This window comes from Vreelandella neptunia (assembly GCF_022489065.1).
GTDB lineage: Bacteria > Pseudomonadota > Gammaproteobacteria > Pseudomonadales > Halomonadaceae > Vreelandella > Vreelandella neptunia_A.
Window position 1 is genome coordinate 14664 of record NZ_JAKVTW010000023.1, and the last position, 25467, is coordinate 40130.

Below are 25467 nucleotides of genomic sequence, written 5' to 3' on the forward strand. Positions count from 1 at the left end.
TTAACGTTAGGAATAGCTTATGAATTTGCATGATTCCGGCTTGCTACGTCAGCAAGCTTATATTAATGGCCAGTGGGTCGATGCCGATAATGGCGATACGTTCACCGTGACCAGCCCCGCTGACAACGCCACCATCGCCAATGTTGCCCGGATGGGCAAGGCAGAAACACGCCGGGCGATTGAAGCCGCCGACGCCGCGCTGCCCGCTTGGCGTAATAAAACCGCCAAAGAGCGCGCCGCGATTCTGCGTCAGTGGTTTACGTTGATGCATGAGCACAAAGAAGATCTGGCACGCCTGCTTAGTTGGGAACAAGGCAAACCCCTGGCTGAGAGCCGGGGCGAGATTGATTATGGCGCCAGCTTTATCGAGTGGTTTGCAGAAGAAGGCAAACGGATATACGGCGACATTATTCCTAACGACAAACCGGGACGTCGTCTTGTCGTTATCAAACAACCGGTAGGAGTTGTGGCCGCCATCACCCCTTGGAACTTCCCAGTGGCGATGATTACCCGCAAAGCAGGCCCTGCCCTGGCTGCGGGTTGCACCATGGTACTCAAACCCGCTTCAGAAACACCGCTTTCAGCGCTTGCTCTGGCAGTGCTTGGTGAACGTGCTGGCATTCCTACCGGCGTATTTAATGTGGTGGTTGGGCGTGCAAGCGAGATTGGCGGCGAGCTGACCCGTAATGAACGTGTTCGCAAACTGTCGTTCACCGGTTCAACAGAGATCGGCCGCCAATTGATGGAAGAGTGCGCGGGTACAATTAAAAAAGTCAGTATGGAGCTGGGCGGCAATGCGCCCTTTATTGTCTTTGACGATGCCGACCTTGATGACGCCGTAGAAGGCGCCCTGGCATCCAAATTTCGTAACAGTGGCCAAACATGTGTTTGCACCAACCGTGTGTTGGTACACGATGCGGTGTATGACGTATTTAGCGAGAAACTCGTTGCCGCTGTTAAAAAACTGAAGGTCGCCTCCGCTGAAGATGAAGGCGCTCAACAAGGCCCACTTATTAATAAAAAAGCGGTCGAGCAAGTACAAAGCCATATAGACAATGCCGTTAGCAAAGGCGCTAAAGTGCTATGCGGTGGCCAGTCACACTCCCTCGGCGGCAACTTCTTTGAGCCGACCGTACTTGGCGATGTAACACTTGCCATGGATGTCGCTAGCGAAGAGACCTTCGGGCCGTTGGCTCCGCTTTTTCGCTTCAGTACCGAGGATGAAGCCATTGCTATGGCTAACGATACACCATTTGGTCTCGCCGCCTACGTATACACCCAAAACATCGGGCGTTGCTGGCGTGTAGGGGAGGCACTTGAGTATGGTATGGTAGGTATTAACGAAGGTATTATCTCAACAGAAGTTGCGCCTTTTGGCGGCATCAAGGCTTCAGGTGTCGGTCGCGAGGGGTCTCACTACGGTATTGAGGACTATCTCGAAATTAAATATATGTGTATGGGAATCAAGTAAGACTCCCAAGCCACCAGGCTAGCTGCCCTGGTGGCTATTGTTCAAAAGGCACAACATGGCACGACCTACACCCTCTTTAACTTTAGCGTTAATGCAGGCTAGAGAATCCGCAATGGAATTTTTCAGGCCGCATCTCAACCGTAACAATATTACCGAGCAGCAGTGGCGAGTCATTCGTATTCTGTGGCAGTCAGAAGAGCAAACCCTCGAAAGCCACCGGCTTGCAAAACTCGCCTGTATCCTGCCACCTAGCTTAACAGGTGTACTCGTTCGGCTGGAGCAAAACGGCCTAGTTAAGCGTTGGAAACCAGAAACGGATCAGCGCCGCCTTTGTGTGACGTTGACCAATGAAGGCAATGCACTGTTTGATGAAATGCGGGTAGAGATGGCCAGCCAGTACAAAAAAATACAGCAGGCATTAGGCCCAGAGAAATACCGCACATTAATGAGTCTACTGAAGGAAGTTCAGCAGCTTAACCCTGAAGAATCAACGAGTAGTTCTGACTCATAAAGCCTGAATTCTACCAATAAGTGCAGCATCAGCGTTTTGCATAACAACGCCTGCATTTACGCCTCCGTTCCTCCGCCCATTAAACCAACCACACCGCTTGTCATCCAGTGGTGTAGTTGCGAATAAAACTCAGCAATAAGATGGATACATAACTCTCAAATATCATCTTCCAAGCTCTGTCGTTTCTAAGTGGCAAATAATTAACGTATTCATATAAAATAGAATATAGCGAATTATACTTAACCAAGGGAGGCATAAGCGCTAGTAATGAACACAAAGCCCCATACAGGTGTCACCGCCTGGTTAGTAGACAATCGCTCGGCTCTCCTCTCGGCATGCCTGCTGGCAATCTCCGCCCTGGTTGCATTTGGCTTGGTCAGCATGCTTCATTTGCAAAATGCCTTTTGGGCGGCAATGCCGGTCTGGGTGGTAGCCCTGTAGTGGTCAAGTAAAACTGGCCACCAGTTTATAGTTAACCCAGTATTTTTCCTCTGCCTGATTCGGATACATTCCATCATTATGCTGATGTGGTCTTAGCTGGCTGTAATACCCGATTAAATAGTTCACGATATGATGATGACCCTGCAAGAATGAGCGATAGCCATATATGGGCACCCTTTCAACCTTCATGCTTCTGAAGAATCGCTCCATTGGGGCATTATCCCGGCAATTTTCATGCCTACTCAGGCTTTGCTTTATCTGGCATTTCCAGAGCGTTTGATGGAACTTGCGGCGCGTATAATGACTGCCTTAGTCGCTGTGGAACATAACCCCTTTAGGTCGCCCATGGCTCTCATAGGCCATTTTTAATGCACTGCTGGTGAGCTCACTATCTGGCGATAACGACATCGACCAGCCAATCGTTTTTCTAGCAAATAGCTCAGTGACCACGGCTAGACAAGCCCTATAATTGCCGTTTCAGATATACGTAACGTCACCACACCAAACTCGGTTGGGCGCCTCAACATTAAATTGACGCTCTAAGTGGTTCGGTATCTCAACATGCTCATCACCTGTTATCTTGTAGGTTTGCTCAGGAACTTGGCAGCTAATCAGACCATGTTTTTCCATCAGGCGGCCATCGCGATAGCGACTTAACGGCAAATCGTGCCTGGTCGCCATATCTGCGATGCTGCGTGCACCTGCAGAGCCTTCGCTCTTGCGAAAAAAGCTCTCTAACCTTAGCTATTCCCTTGGCCTTCATGGCACACGCAGGTTTTTTTGAACGTTGTACCTAGCATTTAAAGCTGCGGCGATGGACGCCAAACACGACACACAGCTTTTTGACTGGGTAGCTCGTCTTGAGTTTCTCGATCAGCGAGAAGTGTTCAGGGACTCCGATATCAAGAGAGCGGTAGCTTTTTTTGAATGCACCCGCCAGCGTCAATTATCACCATGCGTATCCAGGTGGTTTGCTACGCTTTCGCTGGAAGTTGCCAATCACTCAGTAGCTATGCTGCGCCTTAACGAGCCAGCCATGCCTCGGCTCATGCAGGAAGCCTGTTTCGTGGGAGGACTATTGCACGATATTGGTAAGACATATACTTATGACTCCAAAAGCAAGCCAAATGCCGCCTGGAAGCTGTGCAGCCATGACGTGTTTACGCTAGAGGCTTGTGCCTACGGGCTTACATACTTGGATGCACATGAACCCGACATTGCGATGACACTTCGCCATTTGTGGACATGTGATTCGCCAGGCGCTCGTTACGGACAACCCGCAGCGATGACGTTGGCCCGTTATATTCGTGACAGGGATGGGCAAAGCGCGATGGCCGATAACCACCAGCGGGCTTTTCGCCGTCAAACTAGCAAGGGATTTGGCCGACTCGGACAAAACCTTTTTTGGCAGCCTCAACTACCTGCTGCCGCTTCTCATTGATGCACTCTTTTACTTTTCGAATTGAGTCGTCAGCTTTTGGTGTGGCGGTTCTATCAAAGCCAAAGCAAAAAGAAAAATTTTATGACCATGCCAAGTGAACGCAAGCGTTCGGTCATCCAGACCCGAGAATTCTTGATCGAGCTAAACCGTAACACTGACTTTCCGGAAACCATCCGCAGGCAAGCAAAGCAGCTATTAAGGCATTACCCGTCACAGATAGAGATGCTAGACGCTGGCCAACTGGAAGAGCACCTTACTGGTAGGACTATAATATTGCAGTCTATTTTCAGCTCAGCTATTGAGGGACTTTAAATTATAGCACTACTCAAGCAGGGGGTGACTTCGCGGGTAGCTAGAATATGTAAGATCATTCAAAATAATTCAATAGGAAAATCAAACATGAGCTATATCTTAAGGAATGGTCATTAAACGGAGGAAATAATGGGAACAACGGAAGATACAGGCCAAGCAATTTTCGCGTATCGTGCTTTCGATTTGCGAGACCATTTTCCTCAACCGTTAGAGACCTTTCGTGAAGCCCTGGAGTGTTTACAAAGCGATGTTGCCTATATGGCCGCAATGAGCGGAGAGATCATAGCGTACTTGCGGGGCGGAGGGTCGATAAAGATTCCTGATGACTTTTTCATTTATCGTTCAGACAATAGTATTGATCTCTTGGGCGAAGAAGAGAACGATGCTATTTGCCTAGCAGTGGAAGCTTGGCTCCTTGAAAGGTTGGCTCAAATTAGTGCTGATTTATCACCACCCGAACCATCACGAATAAGGCCCTACAAGCTTGAGCTACTGCTCGACCAATGTGACGCGAATGCTGATGAAACAGATGACGTATGCGCTTGGCGTGATCTAACTGAAGTAGGACGGGAGCGACTTGATGAATGCAGTGCATCCAAAAAGCCATTATAAACAACGTCAGACATCTGACGAGCAAATTATATGTATATTAATTAAGGTCAGCAATCATGATCAAATCACCTGAACAATGGCCAACAATACACCCACTGCCCTTCTTTGAAATAGAGCTATTAGCCAACCTCACGCCACAGTCTGCCCACGCTGATGAAATAGCGTCTCTCTTACCCAAGGAAATTGAACATTGGAATAGCCCGGCTGAGGATAAATCTCCCTCAGGAGAAGCACGAGTAGATCCCCGTGAGACCTGAACTTAAATATTAAGTGGCTGCATTTCCATCAGTCAAACGTGAATGGCAATGGAGCATATACCAGGAAATATACTTATAACATTGGGATGATTCATAAATAAACTGTTGGAGATATCACTGATGGCAACAAAAGACTTTGATCACGAAGCCAAAGTAGCGCCTCGTCCTCTTCGTAGCACCTCTCCTTTCGGTGAAACGGTTATTTTGGGCAAAACTACAGAACCTAAGAAAGAGCAAAATATTGAAGAGTTGCTACAAGCACGGCGTAGGGCACATCAGCGTGCTCGCGATGTTATTTTCGAACATAGAAAAGAGCTACTAAACAAAAAATAATATGCATTTGAAATTAGCAGAAAAGCTCAGAATCGAGGGCTAGACCATCAATCAATGGCACCTTTCAGTCATTGATGCCGACAGATGGTAGACATATGCACGACAGCCCTTTTGAGCCTCCTTCGGAGGCAACATCGACCCCATTATGAAACACATTTCGTTAGCAACAGTTTAGGAGTGACATAAAGAAGTCTCTGTTTAAGATAGTTACTTATCGAGTGCTAATTAAAAAAAATTAGCAGGCATCGAAAAACAAGAGCTTATTGCTATAACCCTAGCGAAAATCGACGAGATTCTCCTGTTCGAGAGGCATTTACCAGACATCCGCCAATGGGTGAGCATGGCCCAGACACACATGGCCGAGGCGGAGACATCAAACAAGCCTCTATGGCCAGTCTATAGAAAATTGGCTAAAAACCCAGATTAAGCTCTATCAAACGCTAATTGAGGCACTTAGGATCCAACCGGCAAGGAGTTGTTGATTTTCTTCTTGGGCCCAATTCTATAAGATCCTCAGCAGTACGAGGGCCTCTCTGTTAAGAGTTGTTTAATGGTGTCGTTTTTAAATTTCAGCGCTACGAGAATGATTCTCGAAATCCATGGCTATGGAGTAATTCAAGCCAATCCAACTTTCCGTTGGGCGTCAAGATAGCCTCGAAGAGAGCGCAAAGCCGATAAGCCACCGCGATTCATAAGCTCCATGGGAGAGAGACCACCAAAAGGGGCATTATCAATCAAGTGATGAAGCCACCGTTGTCGGCCTTCTTCTTGAGGAAATAGCAATGTTAACGACCGGTAGATACCTAGGAGGTTAGATGCACGTTCAAGCTGCTCAGCCGTTAAGCTTGCCTGTAATGGCGTAGCTGTCCACTTTCGATAACTATCAATATTAATTTCTAGAAGCGCTGCCATGTCTGTATCTGACAACCTCCATTCTTGGGCAATAGTTGGAAATGTGTGCATCACTGCGACACCTGTTTCCTCACTATTATGCGCTGCAATACGATCAGGACGGCGATGCTGACGCCATTCAAGCCAGTCGATCTCATAAGCCAATGGGCCATCCTCGTTTTCAACCACTGGACATCCGGCACCCGTGAGATAACGTACAAAACCGTCTTGTAGCCTTATTGGTACCTCACGAATTCTAATATAGCGAGTGCCCGTCGGGGCAATGTGTGTCGGAACCTCTCCTGGGCTCACGGCATTGTTAGGCTCCAAGAAATCGGCTTCCCAGTGCTCACTGTCCACCGGCTCAAACGGCTTATCGTAATACTGAACAGATCCTTTTAAACGCTCAAGAGGACTTTTAGCATTGCCTGCGACAGTAGGTCTTTGCGGATCGTATTTTTGCGACATAGTGATTTTCTCCTCCCAACAAACCTACCAACTTATCCTCAAAACGCTTACGCGGTTTCTTGAGGGTAGATGGTCTGGCATTACTCTTCGGCAGTGGCATGTTAACGGTGCTGAGACAGCATAGGCCCACAATGTGATCCTAAGGATATCAACAGCAAAAAAACTACCTATTTTCAAAGAGCAATCTATAAAACATACATCATGGCGCTTCACGTAGTACCGGGCGCTTGGCCACATTCTCGACTATGGAGAGCCATGTAAGCCAGCATATGCTTCAAGGAGAAAGCCACGAATCGCTACTTGGCCGGTGCCATCGGCGGCCTGCTCGCCACCATTCCCATGACCCTTGCCATGGAGGCACTCTATCGGCGACTCCAACGAGAAGAGCGCTACCCGTTGCTGCCGCGTGAGATCACCCAGAACCTTCTGCAAAAGGTGGAGGCGGATGCGCTGTTGGACGAAGAGCAGCGCGTCGAGCTAAGCCTTGTCAGCCACTTTGGCTATGGTGCCTTCGCCGGGTCGCTATACCCCTCCACACGCCAACGAGTCGCACATCCTTTGGTCTACGGCAGCGGCTACGGGGTGGCGATTTGTGCAGCGAGCTATTTCAGCTGGATTCCGGTGCTGCAAACCCTCCCGCCGCCCCACCGTCAGCCAGCCAATCGCCCCGGCTAATGATTCCCGTTCATCTGGTGTTGGGGGCCGGCACTGTATGGATCGGAGAATGTCTGGCGAACCGACGTGACGCCTCCCTCGACAACGGCTGAATTAGCCACGCACCACTTGCAGGCTCGGGACGCGATGGCCCAGAGTCTCCTGAGTCCGCTCGCTGTACCAGATGATCAAGACGATCACTCCTGACTCGTAGGTCTCGGAGTAGTGGCCTTTCTCGTAGACCCTCGAGCTGATGCTGCGCTGTTTCTCCTTGACTAGCCGCTACGTGTATCGCACTTTTCGACGCTGGAGCGATTAAGATGTCGAAGTGCAGACGTTATTTTTCGATGACTTGCCGCATCGCATTGCGCCCAGGTTCTTCCGTTGCCATGTCAACGAGCTTGGCAAAATCCCTAGGCTCAATCCTGTCCATTGATCACCTCAACATCAACTAGATACGTATTGCGCCCCACTCGTTTAAAATCTGCCCAGGCAGCCTCAGGCGTCGCCATCTTGAGCGGCCGCCCAATGTCACGCATGCGCGGTAGCAGCTCGATGATGGGCCTGCTCGTATGCGTGAATTCAATGGTTCCATAAGGAGTGCGGTGCATCCCTTTGCGGCCTGTTGTCATAATGGTTAGGCGATCGACGGGGATTTGTGAGATGGCCCCATACTCTGACAGGGCTGACTCTAGCGAGACGTAGCTGTACTCCCCTCGGCGCATGGCCCGAGCTATTCGTTCCAGCCGATAGGAGTCGGGAGTACGCGAAAGGGAGTAGCAATAGATTCCCCGGGCTACGCCTTCGAGAATGCCATGCTTACGCAGTCGGTTGATCCCTTCCTGAAAGGTTTTTGGGCTGTCTTCATGAAAGATCTTTGCCAGGTCACTTCGCGTGAATACGCTTCGCCCGATTTTGTCCCAGCTGTCCAGTCGCTGCCGAGCCGTCATCTGATTCATAAGTGTACATTTAGACTATATATTTATAGTCTAAGCGTACAGAAGTGCGCGCGCAAAGGCTGACCAAGATTCCTAAACTACCGACATCTAGCGATTGCTCTAATCCGCCACCGAGAGAGCGTTTCACACCAACCTCTCAGGCCGGATGTTTAGAGCCCAGTGCAACAATGATTACTAAAGCGAGCGCCTTAAGAACCTGGATATAACGTAGGATACAGCGACTCCCAATGACTTCAGAAACACGACCTCCCGTAGGTATGGTGTCGTGAGGCAAGCAGCAATGGCGATTAGCCTGTGCAATTGGAGAGGCGACCAAATAGGGGTAAGAAGGTTCTGCCCCATAAATATAATAAGAAGGAAAAGAGGTGGTTGTAGGAACGCGAAGCAGAGGGCTCTGCTGGGGGCTGTTTTTCTCTCCGGCTTGCTAGCGATGGTTTTTCTGGCTTGGCTAATGACTTTTGAGTGATGGCTGGTCAAGCCTGTTGTTTATTCGGATGTAGCCAGCTTAATGGGGTATCAAGTTGACGCGTTCTTATTACTGGTATGGGCAGTTCTACTTTGACCTGGCTTCCAGCTATTTGGTAGTAAACCTCGCCACAACACATCCGATACAGCTTGTATCGAGGTAAAGTATTTTTAGCAACATCGACGCCAGTGAAGGCAAGGCCTCATAGAGTTATTGCGGCTGCCCCATCACCCATGACATGCCCCCTTGCTGCGGGAAGCTTTTTTTCACAAACCTATCCCGTTAAGGACAGAGACCCCATTACCTTGTTTGATCTATTGAAGCGTGCCGATCATTATTTTGCCAATATTCCTTATCGTTCTACTCATTACCCATGCAAGATTTCTTGAACCTCATCAAGAGCGGCGTCGATAACGAGATCAGGATTTGTAGCTATCAGATTCTGAGGTTTTAGCCCGCCAAGATAGCTATTTGCCGACTGGAACCAAAAGGCCATTCCCCACCCGCTTTTATCTTCTTTAAAGATATCGATGATTTTCGAGATGACGCGGTACGGTCGGTAGCCAGCAGCTTTCTCAAGCCCAAACGCAGGATAGTATTCGGTACCATGCTCGTTGATCGTAAAAATATCACCTTGTTGTTTCCACTGCGCAGGATGAGCACAGTCACTACGTGAGCTGACGCCCGGCAACTGCAATATTTCATCGACAGTTAACCAATCGCCGCTTTCCATCACGGCTCGACGCGCTCTTGCTTCCATCTCTGCTTCACGCAAACTAGTTGGTGTGGTCATATGCTTAGGCACCCTTATCTTGGGTATATGTTCTGGTCCATTATTCTGGGAATTTTGCAAATAAGCTAGCCATCGCGTAATTGACAGTCGTGGTAATCGAGGCTAACCATGCACAAGCGGCCGATGATGGAGAACGACTAACGCTATACTGAGTTCAAGCTACTCGTGAGAAAGTGATGGCTAACGGCAACCATCGCACGCTCACTTGACAAAAAGAGACCACCAGTTACACAACCACTCATCTTAAGGGTTATAGCTGCAACTTATCTATTAAATGAGACTTGCCGCCGCCGTAGTACGGCCCATCTGATCAAGCAATACTTTGGCATTGCTAATCAATTGATATTGAACATCTATCAATGGCATTGCCCAAGCTTTGCTGAGCAGGCTGGCCGTGATTTCGAAATCCCATGGCATCACGGGTTGGTCATCTAACTGTGCAAAGGGACCATCACTTTCAGGAACGACCTTTTCCTTCGGAAGCTTTTTGGCCAATGCCTTCCCGGCCGCAGAATTGAAAGCTGCTGGGCCAATGCTGAACCAGCAGCCTTGCGCAGAGGCGGCTTTAAGCTCCGAAACCGTTCCGGTGAACCAATGAAAAACCGGGATACCGTGGTCAGGGAATTCTCTAAGTAGCGTTAACACGTCTGGAACCGCTTGCCTCGAATGGATACTGAGCGCACGCCCACCCACGTCATGGCATCGCTTCACGGCAGTAGCAAAAACTTGCTTCTGCTTTAGGTAGCTAGAGGCATACCTCTTGGAGCCATCCAAACCGACCTCACCGACAGCATTGGCACTATCAATCAGCTCTATGAGAATATCCAACTCCTGAAAACGATCGCCAGCGATCTCAGGGTGCAGGCCGGGGCTGATCAACATTGACTCGTGATGACCGAGCACCGAACTCGTTGCCTGGAAGGCTTTCGGGCTCGTAGTTACTAGCCAAGTGAATACGTTGCGGCGTAGTGCCTCAGCATGCACTGCCCTTGCTTTGGGATAGAGATCCACGTGGCAATGGAAATCAATCAAAGCAATTGATCCTGAACAAGGACGGCTTCCAATTCAGCAAGCCCTTGCTGAAGGACTCGGCGATAGTCCGGGCGTTCCGCAATTGATGCAAAGGCTAGTGTACCCCCCAGGAATAGATCCAGCCCTCTCTGCTTGGTATCAAGCACAGCCAGAGCTACTGCCATAGGGTCATCGGGGCCACTTGATTTATCGCTGCCGACTACTGATGAAAAACGATAGTTGGTGGTATCGGACTCTGGTTCCCAGGCCAAAAAGGCAGAGCGACGAATCAGGCAAGGTACACAACGACCACAGTGCTGACGATTATAAGTCCTAAAGCGCCCACAGCTTGTAGAATTTGAAGCCAACGCTCTCAACCTCTCTTGATCGAGGCAACCTCGCATCATCTCGCCTTTAGTTTGCAATCGGTAAGGCAATACCAGCTCCACAGATATCCCAAGCTCATCAAGCACACGCTGGAGCTTACCAATGAAGAGCGGGTGAGTTGTGCGTGTACTCAGGCTCGATACCCTTCCGGGAACCAATGGAGGATTAATGCAGATAAAGCCATTTTCAGGAATGTAGATCTGCGGCTGTGGCAAATTTATCTTTGTAGAAGCGAGCACTGCAAACGCGTAGAAGGCCAAGGACCGTGCACGAGTCGACGATTCACGTACACCGTTGAAATTTATACCGTGACTCCACTGGTAATGAGAGCCTCTGCCTGCCAACAATTCAGCATAGTGTCGCTGCAGCCCCGAATCTTTATGCGCAAGCTGGGAAACGAACAAAGGCCGCTTTTCTTCAGTCACTAAATTGATACCGCCGATCAGGCTATCTAGACCGCCTGATAGCAAAGAAACGCAGTCGTTCTGGAGGTATTCGCCATCTCCCTGAGGGGGCTTAGCCCCTGCATCATTAAAAATCAAGATCCAGTAGTCGCCAGTCAAAATCTTTAGCATTTCCTCAAGGTGGTTCTTCAGGGGTTCCCATCGCAGTGGTTCACAAAGCCCTACTGTGAGTTGGATCTTACGCGTCCATCCGTCTGCACTGGTGCTTCTGGGGCTGGCCAAGTCAGCACTACAGACCGCTAAGCAAAACTGTACAAAGTCCCAAACTGCCGGTGATGGCCGGAACCCGGCTCGTTTCAGCTTTCCATGCCAACGGTTGGCAATTGCGCCAACATCATTGCGTTTGGCTCCTTTAAAATACGAGAAAACTCTCTCACCTGCTTGCAGCTGCTGCGGTATTCGATCCACGGTGGAGCATAAAATCTTGTTCATTCGGCAAATACCTGCAAAGCAGATTGAAGGACTGATTGCGCCAAGTTCTTAGGGTCTGTATGTGAGGCTTTTTTCTCCTCCAGGGTCACCCGTACCTCTGCCCAGACCCACTCTCTTATGTCCGTTCGGCGCTCTTGGATCTGGGCTGGGTCATGCTTAAGTTTTTCGTAGGTCTGCCCGAGCTGCATATCGATGCGCTGACAGATTTGATTAGCAATTGTCAGACCAATCACTTCGGCAATTTGAGCATCTGTTAAATCAAAAATATCGACGTTCGGGTTGTTCTCGTAGAGCTTGGCTAGCGCATTAGTACCTGCGTCACGCAAAGATTCTTCGTCAATACTACCCGAATCTGAGATAACCTCTTTTAAGACCTCAAGCGCCAAGTCAGAAGCGGAAAGATTGCCCGCCCTACAGCGTGCTACCCAGTCCGTTACTCGCGGATCCGTACCATCTCGAACTGCTTCGAGGAACTGGCCGAGAGCCCCGGCTCCTTTTGCTGTGCTACGCATAGTGGAAGCAGCACGGCTTGCTCCTCCCATTCCTTTTGACACCATGCTCCGGATAGCACCACGAAGATTGTCGCGATTGCCATTTTTTAGGTAAGAACCCATTTGCGATCGCGCAGGACCAAAGCGACGATCTGGAGCAATAACATTCTCGCCTGCCACAGGCGAATCACTGTCAGGCGCCCCCTCGCCAATGTCTTGTTCAGGATCTGACTGTGTTTCACCATCAGGATTGCTTGGTGCCGCTCCATCTGGAGCGAGCCATTCTGGGTCAAAAGGAGATCCTGCACGGCCACCACTACTAGATGTTGAAGTCCCCATCAGCGCTTCGCCTTCAAGTTCACAATCGCATTCTTAGTTGTCTTAGGCAGTTCGTTAAGATCCTTCCAACGATCTAAGACCTCGTGCGCCCATGGTTGGGCACCTAGGGTGGGAATAATGCCGGGCCCGACTTGCTTTAGAGGGGCTTGTTCTAACAAACTGGCTGCTTTTTTTCCAATTTCCGGAAAAACCTTGCAGCACTCAATAAGCATCACAATTTCATCATTGCGCTTCCAATTGCGAGTGGTGCTACAGCTCAGCCATGCTTTGGACATCGCCAGTTCGGTCTGATCAGGCCCAATCTTGTTCATAAGGTCTGTGAGGGATTTATGCCCACTAGTGGCAGTCTTTAGAGCATCACGAAGTTTTCTTGAGTCAGGCGTCATGTTGTCATCGCCAAAGTCACGCGTGCCCGAGTCACGGCTCAAGTGAAGCAATGGGCGTAAATCTTCAGTACCAAGTGCAGGTGGCAAATCGAGCCACTGACGAGTAAAAGGGTTGTCCTTGAAAGGCTCGGGCAACCGAGCCTGGCTTGCAGCAGCACTCTCTGCTTCAGCAAGAACCTCTACTCGACCGTCATTGTCCGAATGCACCTGTCCAGCCAACGCTTCAGCTAGAGTTTCATCACAACGCTCAATAAGGTGCCATTTCGCCAATGCAGCGATATCTAGCTTGATTCCCTGCGGCGCAGAAAGAGCCTCTCGTAGATAAACTGTGTTTAGGAAGCGCTTCATAAGCCGAGGGTTAGCATTGACTGCTGATGAGCGATGAAGCAGAGACGCCAATCCCTCTGCGAGATCCATCAAGCTTCTCAATGTTTCGTCTGTTCCGACTAGTTCATAGAGAAACTCTTGATTGATCGTATCGCCTCTCCAGCTGTTTCTCAGTCTTTCGGGAATAAGCTTGAGCGCGCTTTCGAACTTCTCTTTAGTGAAAGTACCAGCCTTGGCCTCTCGCTCGAGCAAGAGCAGTGCCAGGTAGGCTTTTGCCTCATTGAGACCAAGCCGTGGAACGTGAAGTGGAACCTGGATGAGCTTGTCAAAGTAATTGGTGGCGACGTCACTCGAAATCCCAGCCCCATCGAAATGAACTTTTACCGCTGCCTTAATAAAGTCGTTATCGGCAGCAACGACGAATGCGCTGCGGGGGATAAATAGCAGCAGGCGAATAGACTCCAGCGTTGAAATAGCAGTTTGTGGAAGGCACCGATCCAAATCATCGACAAAAATGACCAAGGTGACTTTTAGGTCGTCGAGAAGGCTTTCCAGCGTGTCACGGAAGGCTTGGATATGAGCCGGCATGGAAAACGGCTCACTCGGTCTCAATAACCCCCCCGCCGCAGCCGCGATACCCTCAGCATCCACGTCTACCTCTTGTGTTTTTCTTGCGTCCGTAGAAAGGAGGTTAACGATGGAATTGAACGTTTTGCCGAGTGCTCCAGCCGGAATGCCAGTCGTTAATGTCAGTGCGGCTTCACCGCTCAACTGAGCAATCCTGAGGAGGTTGATACGACGCCATAGCTCATCAACCTTATCTGCTATGGTCTCGTTTTCTTTCGCAAGCCGAACAATCTCGTCACCTACGATTTGAAGCAGAGCACTTCGCGCAGATTCAAAATCCTGATATAGCCACGGATTGAAAATTAGCACGACGAAGGTATTATCTGGTTTTTCGCTTCCATCTGATTCGGATAGTGTGTGCAACCGTGCAGCAACCATCTTTATCAAAGATGACTTACCTGCTCCCCATCCCCCAGACACTCCAATGGAAATAGGAGCGCCATTTGCGCGCTTAAGCATACTCGCACAAGCATCAGCCACTACGCCAAAATTCAGGTAATCAATAGCCGTCTCATTGTCATGCCACATGGCTGAACATCCGTTATCCAAGATGCGTAGCAGGCAAAAATTTCTCGCCACCAAGGGATCAAACGTAACCGGAGCAGCTGCTAATTTCCATTAAAAAGTCTTAGGAATTTCCAACCTAATGTTCGAATGGGTTCCTCTTGCGTATATTAAAAGCCCAGTTAGCCTTAGATTCACACCAAACTCGCCTGCGCAATCCTCTCGCTTCATTTAGCCTTACACCAAAGCGATAAGCGCACGGCAATACAAACTGAAGTAAACATGCAATATCAGGGTCTCGTTGCGATGTTTCTATCCGTTGTTCCGGGAGCATCTCAGCTCTCACGTGCCGTCCTTGTTCTGCAACGGGAAGCTCATCCCAGTCAGGCTCTTCAATACCTTGTAAAGCGGCTACGCTATGAAAAATGGCTAAAATAGCTCATATCTCTTAACTGGATTTTTTGCTAGTCAAACAAACCTGCATAAAAACGGTGGCCTCTTTGCTACCTAGTACCATCAGGTCGACATCGTACGCCAGCTCCTCAAAAGCTTACACAATGCCCCCCAGTAGTTATGAATATTACTGTTTTCGAACGACTTAGAGCGCCTTCCTGTCCTTCCTTTGCCCATCCGGATAACCGACACAATCCAGATCACCAACAGCGTGATGGCACTACTTAACTTACCGCTTCGCTGTGTTACCAGTTGTTCCATTGATTTTGCCGTTACCCTGGCTTGCGGCTTGGTATAGTCATCCAGTATCTGTTTTAACTCTTTGAAAAGAAAAAGAGCCTGCTGCTGCAGCTCATGTTTCTCATCACGAGCTCTTAAAATAGCAGGCAGCGTTGTGGTAACCATCGAATGATCGGTGATGACTGGCGGCTGTGGAAAAATTAGCGATTTGCCGTGCACAATATGAATTTGAGCTTGCATGAGAAGGCTGGTGGCCACTATCCGTCCTGCTAACGCGCCAGACACAACGCCCGGCAACCCTAGAAGATTTGCTTGATCGACAATATTGGCCGTTTGCTAGCCCGGATTTCATATAGCTCCTCAGCAAGTAACGCACTCAGGACGCAATACCACTAAAAATCTATTGGCTCGGCTTAAATCACCTACTTTTTACCACTTCCTTTCGTTCAGACACACCTTACCCCTACAGCGCCGGGCCGGGGCGACAACTCCCCCTTGATCAACCAGCCTAACGATCATAGATAGCAGTCCATGTTATTAATGGCTTACTTGTCTGACTCTTCCATTTCGGATTCTGCACTTATAAGCTCCGAATACGCTTTTTTTCTTGCAAGGGCTTATTCTGCTGTTCATGCTTGGCCACTGCAGCCATCACGATACATGCCAACACCAACACATAGCGCGCAGGGTACCCGCTATGAGAACGCTTATTTTGGTTAACAACATAGAACTTCACATTCCCCGTACCAAGCGGCTTGTTGAAGCGGGATCCCATTGACTTTAATTGCCACTCGACCTTGTGATAATGCGACGGCAGTCGTTTCTTCCATTCACTGAGCTGCTTTTTTGCAGGAAGAGATGATAGAGCACTAGGTATCACCTCAATAACAGCTTTGACGCCAGCATCTAAACTCACCACCCAACTCACAAAGTCCAAACCGTCATCGACATCACGAATCCATACATGCCCGTCGGTGGCACGGTGGTAGCGATAGAAGAAGCGAAGATGTTTACGAAGTACATCGGGGTGATGCTCAAACCATTGCGACCAGATCGCTTGGTACATCGCATACGCCACCGGACGTTCTGCAAGCGAGTGCGGCATTGGAAACCGGGGAGGTGCGCTATTACTCGCCGCTGGCTGCTTGCCTTTGGTGAGCCGATAGTGGCGAAAGGCACTCTTCCCTTGTCGTGTGCGTGCGGTCAGCACTCGTACCGCGCATGAAATTAACCCTTCTGCCTCGCCGTCACGAAGATTAAAGATACGCTCAACGTCTTCAAAACTCCGCTTATGCAAGAGGTCTAAAGCGGCTGCAATTTGTTCCAGCGAGAGCTCGCTCAGGCCTTGGCGTTCAAGGAGAACCTTATCTGGTAGTGCCGGATAGGGCATAACGTCCTGCTGCTCTACATCAATCAACGGGCACATCGGAAAGGCCTTCTGGAGCCATAGAGGCGGCCGCTCACCGAAGCGCTCTTTCCATTTACGTAGGGTCGCCGGTTTAACCTCAATCAATCTATCCAAGGCTTCCAATTGAGCAATCGCATGGCTGGGAAGGCTGCCCTCTACCGAATTAGATTTTTGGTGGCAATAATGATCAGACAATAGGCAGTTAAAATGTAAATAGCTACGAAGAGTTACTTCGGGGGATGCATGCCCCATCACTTGGGCTATGAAATACAGCCCTGAGCGGGATGGGCCATTAACCACTTTCTCCCATAGAGCTGCATGATGTTGAGGCACTGGCCACGGAACCTCAACACCATGAAAAGAGAGCAGCAAATAGTTAGCCAGCGAGTGGCGCAAATGATGAAAGCGCAGGCTTGGATCACCGGTGATACGCCGCATGCCTGTATGAATTTCCGTCTGCACTATGTCATCTCGCAATGGAGATACAGAATTACCCCCCTCGCCGAACAGCATGACACGACCATGTGTTGCCACGCTGTGCCGTTTGATGACAAAGGCCTTAAAGTCATCTAACTCAGTCTCTGTCAGCAAGTAGTGCAAGGGCAGCTGTCGGCGTGAATCATGACTCTTGATGGCAACATAGGCGTTATTGCGAATTAGAAGGGTAACGTCGGTATGTTCCAGCATCTGATTCAGCAAGATGTCATCTAGCTGGATAGAAAGAGCCTCACCTATCCTAAGTCCTGCGCGAAAACCGAGTACAAATATCCAGTAACGAATAGCACCCATCGCACTGGCCGCCTGGGAGGCCAGGTAACCCGACACTTGACGGTACTCTTCTTCCGATAAGCAGTTGGCATCGGCATGATGTGCCACCGTCGCGCCGTCTCCGCTGAACTCCATGTACACGTTGGCCAAGCTAAGATCAGCGACAAGAAACGTATGAAACGAGCGCAACACTGTCCAACGATAGCTGCGATTTTTCTCGGTCTTCGCCTGCTCCACCACGCACTGATAGGCTTCGACTAAGATAGCAAGCCGATCCTGATCGACTAATGTGTCCCCCATTGCCTGTAAAAGCGGCATGCTGATACCGAGATATTTATACAGGGTCGACTGCTTGCGTTTTTTTGTGCGGTGCAGAAAAAGCAACCAACGGCAGAGACATTCGACAATGGGCGCCATCTGTTGAGAGGCGGTAACGGCATTCTCTAGTTCTCGGGCAAGCTGCCCATAGCCTAGGCGTTTCTCTTCCCTGCGTTTGTAGAGGATGTCATGCAGCAACTTAAGCAGCTTGCGTCCCTCATATAACGGCTGATCACGGCCAAGTTGCTTCGTCGCCATCGGTGGGAGCTTGGTCTCAACTACTGTGGCCTCATCGCTTACCTGATTAGCTTCCTGTTTCGCGTGTACTCTGTACCCACCGCAGAGCAACTGCTGCCAACGGGCCTCGGCAAGCGAAGTACCCTGCTGCTTGCCAAGCGCACTATTGACCAGATAAGCAGGTACATGCAGTCGAAAAGCGGTCGCAGCATGCTCCTGACACTCTGAAAGTGTCAGCGCCTTCGCCCCTATAGCACGACAAAAATGGAGCCATGATGTCTTTGTCAGCATCTTGGCCTGCTGATAGCCATTTACCTTCTCACCAGGATGGCCAAATTGCTCGATATGACGCATCAAGACGGCTAATGTCGACACACCCAAGTGCCAGCGACTGCGTGGAGGTACTTTGCCAGGCATGTCATCCGGCACCATCTCATGCAAAACCAGCCAGGCAAACGACTTATACACGGCTAATGTAGAGGTGGCTAAAGGCAGTGAATTCAAAAACTTGGTACCCAGCAAACTATCACGCGTCATAACACAATACAGAAACAGCCCCCAGCTGATCATTTCGGGTTCGAACCTACGGTGTCCTTGGTCCGCGTTGTCGTGCAAAAGAAGTGCCTGAAAATCTGCTTGTTGAATCGCGTAGTCGGCATATCGGCACCAGTCACGGTAATAGCTCATTGCTTCAAAGGATGAGGGCGTAAAGACACTTGCCGCGGGCCTGACCAAGTGCAGCGGTGCTGGAACGACCACTTCCCACCCTAGTTCCTGCTGCCCACGCCGCAACCCAAGTGACAAGAAGTTGATCTTGTTCCGCATTTCCACGACAGAACCACTGTCGGTTGTTTGCAGGGTCTCCTCCCACTGCTGGGTGGTCTCGGGCAGCACCTTGACACCATACTGACCTCGAACCAGGCCGGGATGCGCTTTCTGTAGCAGTTCAAGTACTGCCATTTGGTGGCGACGCCTATTTATTAAATGCTGTCTGTGACGCGCCTCGGCACCGCCGGCTCCTTCTGGAACTTTTATCAACTTCCAGCCGCTCCAAACCTCCTCGACCTGATCAGACATCCGCTAGCCCCTGCTGAACCGTCCACCCTGCTTCGCGGCGCATTTTGCTTAGAACCGGCGCTAATTCTCGAAACATCTCAACGGGAGACAATGTGGAGAATCCACCAAACGGCTCCTGACCTTGCTGGGCATGCCCCAAGAAAGCGTTGACCAGCTCACCACGGACGCCTTCGGCGCGAAGGGTGCTGCGCAGATAGTGCCGACTGGCGTTGATTGGTAATGTATAAATAGGCACTTGCTGCCTCAGATTCTCCGGTGAAAGCTGCACCACCTGCCAGCTGTCACTAATAAAGAACATCAGCGGTACGTTCGGCCGTGGCTCGCTCAGCACCGCATCGAGGTGCTCATAAAGGGAGTTACGCTGATACAGACGGGCCTGCAAAACTTCCAAGTGATAGGCATAACAACGTAGCTGCTCAAGCACCTCCGGCAACAACCAGACCACCCTCGCTTGGCTCATCGCTTCGTCGTCTTTGTCGGAGATCACCAGAAAACCTGTATCAAAGTCGATTTCCCGCCAACGAAAAACCAGGTCATTGACAGCCCTGTAACCGGTCGCAAAAAGAATCCAGAAAGCCATATAGGCCACGTAATGATTGTGCACCTGCCGCCAGCTCTCCTCGCCGGGTGCCAGACGCTTTGCTGCCCGCAGATCATTCTTAAGATGTTTGACCAAACGAGTCAGCAACATCGGCTTGAGGTTCAACTTACTGCCGTGGTCGCCACTGTTCGAAACGGGTTGCTGAAAGGCATAATAGTGTTTCTCTTCGACGCTCAGGTACTTATAGATACTATTGCGTAGCGATACGGCCGCGTCATGATAAAGGGCCTCAAGGTAGCCAGCTGGAACGCTGTAATAATGGGCGGCCACATCAGCGATGGTGAAACGTTGCCCGGTCAGCAGGTAAGCGTCTACCCAGTCGCTGGAGTGACCAACAATCTCATCGAACAGGGCCTGACTGATCCGCAGCGGTGTTAGCCGCATACGATGGGCACGGTTGGCTTTCGACACTGCCGCACGCATTGCACCTTCAATCGCTTCACGGCGGTGTTCGGGAAACAATCCACGGTATTTTGCTCGCCCCTTTCGCGCTAACCCAAGGTTTGAGATAAACTTGCCAATCCGCACGGGGCTTGCGACCACTACCACGTCATCTACCAATGCAGGCGTGCTAGCACCGGCCGTATAGAGCAGCGTTTTCGCGTCGTCCTGAAGGCTGTTGCGCCACTCCGGCGTGGGAATCGGCAACACGAAAGCGTGCTCGTCAATCAGAAAAGCGAGCACTTCCTTGCGGTGTTTCGGCAGCTCACCTTGATGGTTGTAGACGCGCATTCCCAGTAGTTGCTCGACGGGTCGCCCAAGCCAGATCATCAGCAACAGTAGCAGGCCAGCATAAACACCTTCTGCATCACGTTGCTCAAAACGTCCTCGCCCAGTAAATAGCTGAAAGGCGAGTTCCGCCGCCGTCGCCAACTCGACCCGACCGAGACTCGCATAGCGATAGAAAAGGCGCTGATTAGACTGACTGATATGCTGGATTCGGCTTTTCTGGCGCCTGATCAAATCCCTAAGATCAAAGCCTAACGTAGGTGATGCTTTACTCTCCGTAAAAGAAACGGCGCGCAGCTTCTGGGTCTCTTTAGGATGTAGCCCCGCTGTGCGCTGGCGCCCCTGAGACTGTTCGTCGCCGATCGACTCCGAGAACTGAACCGATACCTCAGGTCCTTCTCTATCCTCATCATCACCGTCCGGCAACACCACTTGCCGTTCAACTAGTCGACCTGATCGGCCACCTCCTCCTCCACCTTCCCGTGTTTTGCCTTTAAGGCTGAGCACCTTACGAACGAGCAGTTCAATGCCAGCCAGGGATTCACGAACCTCATCACCTTCACCTTCTCCTTCAAGCAAATGTTTCTGATAATAGCCTTTAAGAGTGGTATCAGTATCTACTTGCTCCAGCAGCGAAAGGGCCTTCTTGCCTTGACCAATTGTGCGGATATCTCGGCAGGCGGCAGTTATCTCAGAACCAATACGTTCTTGATGCCGCCTTCGCTGAATGGCCGAGCACGCCATGACAACACCAGTATGCTGCCAGTAACCACCATGATCGTAGCATTCAGAGCCAGGCGTCAGAATCAGCATGGCCCATTCGGGATGGTCATTAATAATGCCTCGCTGTTTGCCTGATCGATCCAGCCACTCGTCTGGACAGCTATAGGCATTTGATGCTTCAACTGAAGTAACAAGCTGACCTATCAGCAACAGATAGTTTAAAAGACTCGCCTGCCCTTCTACCTCATCTCCTTCCTCAAGGTTCTCCCGTAAGCCCTCGATCTCCTGAATCGCTTTCAGTGCACGCTGCAGGTTGCTCATGACTAATACCAGATGGGTCAGACTGGCAGGCGCTTTTAAAAGGGAAAGCAGTTCCTCTACGCGGTCTGCCGAAGTACCACTCAATTTTGCTAGTTGCTCTAGGCCAGTATCGCTCATATCACCGAGATTCCATGATTCGTTGCAGCTCAGACTTCCGCCGTCTTGAAACGGTAATACGCCGCCCTTTGAGACCCAGCAAGGTCTTGAGTTTACGTCGAGAAAGTTTGTTCGGCATTTCGATGCCATAGGTTTTACGCAGAGTGGTGGAGAGTTTATTTAGTTGACGATAAACATGCTCTCTCGCCTCAATGGCATCTGGACAGTGCATCAAGCTGTGGGTAATGAGTTCGAAGAGTGCGCCTTTCACCAAATGAATTTCATCATCGTTAGTGACCCGCACTGGAATAACTTCTTCGCTTTCCAGCAGGGCATTGGCAGCATGAAACGCTCGAAATCCACTGACCACTTCATAGTGTCTGGACACTTTTCGAACCGAAACGGGATGGTAGGCTAGCAAAGAATCGACCAATTCAGCATCGAGCCATGACGATAAAGGCATCTGATTAGTGACGGCAAGGTTGCCACGTTCGATCTCACCAAGCGCACCGGAAGGAGATTTGATCTTAGAGATTACTAACTTCGTCACAGCATGCCTCGATGGTTATGATTATTGATGAACCATCATTTTATCAAAATGTGCACCCGCAAGGTTTTAAGGGCCACGAGGGAGGCTTTCAATGCGAGTGCTAGCAATAAGCTAGAATATGAGTGAGTTTTTCAAATCCGTTAATTCATGGGATCCGAACGGCTTCATGAAGCGCGAAGTAGGTATCCGAGTAGATCAAGAGCTCGCTGCTATTGAGCTGAGACTATCAGTGCTTGAGAAGGAAAAGGCTGACCTCCTTTCTCGGAAGGAAGAGCTGTATAGCTCTGTACACCTATGCGCTATACCTCCAGTAACTCCCGGCCAGAAAGTCGACGTATTCCGTAAGCTCTTTCGTGGCAGACAAGATGTCTATGCAAATCGCTGGCAGAGTTCTGGCGGCCGTTCCGGCTATGCTGTCGCCTGTGCGAATGAGTGGATGCCGGGCATCTGTCAGAAACCAAGGATCAAGTGCGGAGAATGTCGACACAAAAATTTCAAGCCCCTCGATTTTGATGCAGTTTATGACCACCTGTCTGGCAAACATGTGACCGGCCTTTACCCTTTACTGCCGGATAGCTCTTGTTACTTGCTGGCGGCGGATTTTGATAAGGGGGACTGGAAAGCGAATGTTCGTGCACTAGCCCAGGTCTGTAGTGGTGAAGGCGTACCCTATCTTATGGAGGTTTCTCGGTCCGGTGCGGGTGCCCATCTATGGGTTTTCTTTTCAGAAGCTGTTCAAGCTTCGTCAGCGAGGAGGTTGGGATTCAAATTGTTGGATAAGGCCATGGAGCTTCATCCAGGCTTATCCTTCGACTCCTATGACCGGCTATTTCCTAACCAAGACACCATGCCTGATGGTGGGTTTGGCAATCTGATTGCCCTGCCGCTTCAACACGAGGCGCGAAGTCGCGGATGCACCGTCTTCGTCGACGACAACTTTGCGCCATACCCGGATCAATGGGCACTGCTCAGTCAGCAACAGACACTTGCATCAGCTCAACTTGAAGAGCTGATCGGCAAGGAGGCTAATTCCGGTGTGACTGTAGATACTGTGTTGCCGTGGGAGTCAACGTTACCGGTTGATACAGGGAAGCTTTCTGGATGTCCTGAAAGCATCACGCTCATCCTGACCAGTCACATTTATATAAAGTTATCAGGCATTCCAGGAACATTGGCGACACGAACAAAGCGAATGGCCAGCTTTGCTAATCCTGTATTTTTCAAAACACAGTCGCTTCGTTTCTCGACGCATGGCATCCCTCGCTACATATCATGCGCCCATATTGAGCAAGGTTATCTTTCTATTCCCAGAGGCTGCTTGGATGAGCTTCAAGATCTGCTGCTGAAACAGGGAATCACGGTGGACATTGATGACCGTAGAATATCAGGCCAGTTTTTACCTGGAGTCAGCCTAAAAGCAACGCTGCGTAGCGACCAGGACAAGGCGGTGCAGGCACTTATCCAACACGATACCGGAATACTTCATGCACCGACCGCTTTCGGTAAAACCGTAACGGCTATTGGCGTGATAACCAGGCGGCAAGTCAACACACTGATCCTCACGCACAGTCGTCAGCTACTTGATCAATGGAAGGAGCGACTCGACACCTTCCTTGAGGGTGCGCTCATCGGTGTAATTGGCGGCGGTAAAAAGAAACCTACTGGGCAGGTCGACGTTGCCACTTACCAAAGCTTGATCAATAAGAAAGACAATACAGTCTCGAAGCAGGTCAAGGAGTACGGGCAAGTCATCATCGATGAATGCCATCATATCTCAGCGCCACGTTACGAGATGTTGCTTAATGAGGTCAGCGCTCGATACGTCATTGGTTTGACAGCAACGCCTGATCGTCAGGATGGCCACCAAAAAATCATGTTGATGGTTGCAGGGCCCATTCGTCACAAAGCCCAGGCGCACCACAGTAACCGATTTATCCAACACGTCATTGTTCGAGAGCATCACGAAACGCCACCCACCCACATCTGCCAGCCTAGTGTGCGGCCCCATATCGCATCGGTTTACCATTGGCTTGCCCAGAGCAGCGCCCGAAATGAGGCCATTGTTCAGGATGTTGCAAGCTGTGCGCACAACCAAGCAAATTGCCTTGTGCTGACGGAACGACGAGAGCATGCCGAGACCTTGGCGACACTGCTGGATGCTGAATCCATATCGTCAGTTATCTTACGTGGTGGGATGCGCGTCAAAGAGCGCCAGTTGGCAGAAAAAGAGTTGCATAGGGTTCAAGTCATCGTTGCAACTGGGAAATACATTGGAGAAGGCTTTGACTTGCCTCGACTGGACACCCTGTTTTTAGCTCTGCCCATCGCATGGAAAGGAACGCTGTCACAGTATGTAGGCAGACTCCATCGAGACACCGAAGGCAAACTAGAAGTCACTGTCTATGATTACTTGGATACTGGCCTGCCTATGCTTGAGCGAATGTTCCGAAAGCGTGAGAAAGGCTATAAGGCTATGGGGTATAAGTTTATCGCTTCCGGGCAAACCAGATTGCTTTAGCCTTTGAGAGGCAGTCAGTCGTTAAAAGCTCATCAAGTGAACTGAGGCCAAGAATTTCTTCACTTGTCTAGCTGAACCCAGTTTATCTGGTCACTCTCAGGCGGCTACTTCCTTCTCGTCTTCAATCTCCAGTTCGAGATGGAAGTTAGCTGGCCCCGTCAGGTTGACCAAAGCATCGAGACTGAACTTATTAATCTGGCCGTTCAGCAAGTCGTTGAGGCGGGGTTGGGTGATTCCCAGACGATGTGCAGCCTCTTTCTGAGTAATATCCCACTCCCTTACACGGCCAGCAATCCTCGCCATGAGCTCGGAGCGCAGCCGCATGTTCAGCGCCTCTTCAGGAGTGTCCTCGATGGCGTCCCACACACTGTCGTAATACTCGATGGCCATTTTCTAACCTCGCTTGGTGGTTGGGCTCAGGGCAGCTCCTTGTATCGCTGCTTGCCCAAGTCGATGTCTTTTTTGGCGGTCTGCTGGGTTTTCTTCTGGAAGCAGTGGAGCACAAATACCGCGTCGCCCCGGTTGGCCACGTAGAAGACCCGAAAGGCGCCGTTGTGTTCCCGAATGCGGATTTCCATGACACCAGGGCCAACGCTTGGCATTGGGCGGAAATCGTCCGGCTGGCCTCCAGCCTGAATCTTGTCTATCTGAAACCCCGCTTCTCGCTTGGCGTCCAGAGAGAAGTCGCGCAGCCGATCCTTCGAGTCTCCAACGAATGCAACAGGTTTCTTGCGCGCCACGCTGGCTCCTTAACTGCCATAAATTTATATCAGTTCAGATATAATAAACTCATCAATCGAATGCTTCAAGCTGCTTCCACTGTAGCCGTATCACCAATAAGATGCCGTTGA

Annotated in this window: 22 protein-coding genes and 1 pseudogene; 9 read left to right on the forward strand and 14 right to left on the reverse strand. The window is 50.2% G+C overall.

Annotated elements, in window-relative coordinates; all coding sequences use genetic code 11:
* Positions 1-19 precede the first annotated feature (19 nt).
* The 3 genes from gabD (at position 20) to MLE19_RS20545 (ending at position 2423) form a co-directional block, all read left to right on the forward strand.
* Positions 20-1471 (forward strand): NADP-dependent succinate-semialdehyde dehydrogenase, encoded by a 1452-nt coding sequence (gene gabD, locus MLE19_RS20535; protein WP_240720105.1) that lies wholly within the window; start codon positions 20-22, stop codon positions 1469-1471.
* A 55-nt stretch (positions 1472-1526) separates the two neighbouring features.
* Positions 1527-1982 (forward strand): homoprotocatechuate degradation operon regulator HpaR, encoded by a 456-nt coding sequence (gene hpaR / locus MLE19_RS20540; protein ID WP_276322522.1) that lies wholly within the window; start codon positions 1527-1529, stop codon positions 1980-1982.
* Between the two features lie 267 nt (positions 1983-2249).
* Positions 2250-2423, forward strand: coding sequence for a hypothetical protein (locus tag MLE19_RS20545; protein ID WP_240720109.1), 174 nt, complete (start codon positions 2250-2252; stop codon positions 2421-2423).
* Between the two features lie 3 nt (positions 2424-2426).
* Here MLE19_RS20545 and MLE19_RS20550 read toward each other — a convergent pair.
* Positions 2427-3348: pseudogene (locus MLE19_RS20550) on the reverse strand (IS3 family transposase); the annotation flags it as partial.
* A 111-nt stretch (positions 3349-3459) separates the two neighbouring features.
* On the opposite strand from MLE19_RS20550, the gene MLE19_RS20555 reads away from it, so the two are divergent.
* The 4 genes from MLE19_RS20555 (at position 3460) to MLE19_RS20565 (ending at position 5378) form a co-directional block, all read left to right on the forward strand.
* Complete coding sequence (locus MLE19_RS20555; RefSeq protein WP_240720111.1) at positions 3460-3864, forward strand: hypothetical protein; 405 nt, start codon at positions 3460-3462, stop codon at positions 3862-3864.
* 87 nt (positions 3865-3951) lie between these two features.
* Positions 3952-4176: a BPSL0761 family protein gene (locus tag MLE19_RS23170; RefSeq protein ID WP_306420928.1), complete on the forward strand. Its 225-nt coding sequence runs from the start codon at positions 3952-3954 to the stop codon at positions 4174-4176.
* Positions 4177-4305: 129 nt separating this feature from the next.
* Positions 4306-4788, forward strand: a complete 483-nt coding sequence (locus MLE19_RS20560; RefSeq protein WP_240720113.1) for a hypothetical protein — start codon at positions 4306-4308, stop codon at positions 4786-4788.
* A 377-nt stretch (positions 4789-5165) separates the two neighbouring features.
* Entirely contained in the window at positions 5166-5378 is a 213-nt protein-coding gene (locus MLE19_RS20565) for a hypothetical protein (RefSeq protein WP_035565135.1), read from the forward strand.
* A 615-nt stretch (positions 5379-5993) separates the two neighbouring features.
* On the opposite strand, the gene MLE19_RS20570 is transcribed toward MLE19_RS20565, so the two are convergent.
* Complete coding sequence (locus MLE19_RS20570) at positions 5994-6737, reverse strand: MbcA/ParS/Xre antitoxin family protein (RefSeq protein WP_240720115.1); 744 nt, start codon at positions 6735-6737, stop codon at positions 5994-5996.
* A gap of 300 nt (positions 6738-7037) precedes the next feature.
* Here MLE19_RS20570 and MLE19_RS20575 point away from each other — a divergent pair, with 300 nt between their 5' ends.
* Positions 7038-7412 carry a hypothetical protein gene (locus tag MLE19_RS20575; protein WP_240720116.1) on the forward strand — a complete coding sequence of 125 codons (375 nt, stop codon included), beginning with the start codon at positions 7038-7040 and terminating at the stop codon, positions 7410-7412.
* A gap of 398 nt (positions 7413-7810) precedes the next feature.
* Here the strand turns inward: MLE19_RS20575 and abiEi are convergent, their stop codons facing one another.
* From abiEi to MLE19_RS20625, 10 genes are all read right to left on the reverse strand, one after another.
* Positions 7811-8350: a type IV toxin-antitoxin system AbiEi family antitoxin gene (gene abiEi / locus MLE19_RS20580; RefSeq protein WP_240720117.1), complete on the reverse strand. Its 540-nt coding sequence runs from the start codon at positions 8348-8350 to the stop codon at positions 7811-7813.
* 833 nt (positions 8351-9183) lie between these two features.
* Positions 9184-9609 carry a hypothetical protein gene (locus MLE19_RS20585; protein WP_240720119.1) on the reverse strand — a complete coding sequence of 142 codons (426 nt, stop codon included), beginning with the start codon at positions 9607-9609 and terminating at the stop codon, positions 9184-9186.
* Between the two features lie 270 nt (positions 9610-9879).
* Positions 9880-10641 carry a Qat anti-phage system TatD family nuclease QatD gene (qatD, locus tag MLE19_RS20590; RefSeq protein WP_240720121.1) on the reverse strand — a complete coding sequence of 254 codons (762 nt, stop codon included), beginning with the start codon at positions 10639-10641 and terminating at the stop codon, positions 9880-9882.
* A complete protein-coding gene (gene qatC / locus MLE19_RS20595) occupies positions 10638-11903 on the reverse strand; it encodes a Qat anti-phage system QueC-like protein QatC (protein ID WP_240720123.1) in 1266 nt (421 codons plus the stop codon). The genes qatD and qatC overlap by 4 nt, the downstream gene beginning before the upstream one ends.
* Entirely contained in the window at positions 11900-12733 is an 834-nt protein-coding gene (gene qatB, locus MLE19_RS20600; protein WP_240720125.1) for a Qat anti-phage system associated protein QatB, read from the reverse strand. Before qatB ends, qatC begins: the two co-directional genes overlap by 4 nt.
* Positions 12733-14601: a KAP family P-loop NTPase fold protein gene (locus MLE19_RS20605; RefSeq protein WP_240720127.1), complete on the reverse strand. Its 1869-nt coding sequence runs from the start codon at positions 14599-14601 to the stop codon at positions 12733-12735. Before MLE19_RS20605 ends, qatB begins: the two co-directional genes overlap by 1 nt.
* Before the next feature lie 492 nt (positions 14602-15093).
* Complete coding sequence (locus MLE19_RS20610; RefSeq protein ID WP_240720129.1) at positions 15094-15528, reverse strand: hypothetical protein; 435 nt, start codon at positions 15526-15528, stop codon at positions 15094-15096.
* A 322-nt stretch (positions 15529-15850) separates the two neighbouring features.
* Complete coding sequence (locus tag MLE19_RS20615; RefSeq protein ID WP_240720130.1) at positions 15851-18961, reverse strand: DNA breaking-rejoining enzyme, catalytic core; 3111 nt, start codon at positions 18959-18961, stop codon at positions 15851-15853.
* A gap of 109 nt (positions 18962-19070) precedes the next feature.
* Positions 19071-21569, reverse strand: a complete 2499-nt coding sequence (locus MLE19_RS20620; protein ID WP_240720132.1) for a hypothetical protein — start codon at positions 21567-21569, stop codon at positions 19071-19073.
* A gap of 1 nt (position 21570) precedes the next feature.
* Positions 21571-22098 carry a hypothetical protein gene (locus MLE19_RS20625; protein WP_240720134.1) on the reverse strand — a complete coding sequence of 176 codons (528 nt, stop codon included), beginning with the start codon at positions 22096-22098 and terminating at the stop codon, positions 21571-21573.
* Positions 22099-22216: 118 nt separating this feature from the next.
* Between MLE19_RS20625 and MLE19_RS20630 the strand changes: the two genes are divergently transcribed.
* Positions 22217-24616: a TOTE conflict system archaeo-eukaryotic primase domain-containing protein gene (locus MLE19_RS20630; RefSeq protein ID WP_240720136.1), complete on the forward strand. Its 2400-nt coding sequence runs from the start codon at positions 22217-22219 to the stop codon at positions 24614-24616.
* 96 nt (positions 24617-24712) lie between these two features.
* Here MLE19_RS20630 and MLE19_RS20635 read toward each other — a convergent pair whose 3' ends face one another.
* The gene (locus MLE19_RS20635) at positions 24713-25006 is read right to left on the reverse strand and encodes a helix-turn-helix domain-containing protein (protein WP_039860777.1); all 294 of its coding nucleotides are present in this window, start codon (positions 25004-25006) and stop codon (positions 24713-24715) included.
* Between the two features lie 26 nt (positions 25007-25032).
* Positions 25033-25356: a type II toxin-antitoxin system RelE/ParE family toxin gene (locus tag MLE19_RS20640; RefSeq protein WP_035565904.1), complete on the reverse strand. Its 324-nt coding sequence runs from the start codon at positions 25354-25356 to the stop codon at positions 25033-25035.
* Positions 25357-25467: the final 111 nt, after the last annotated feature.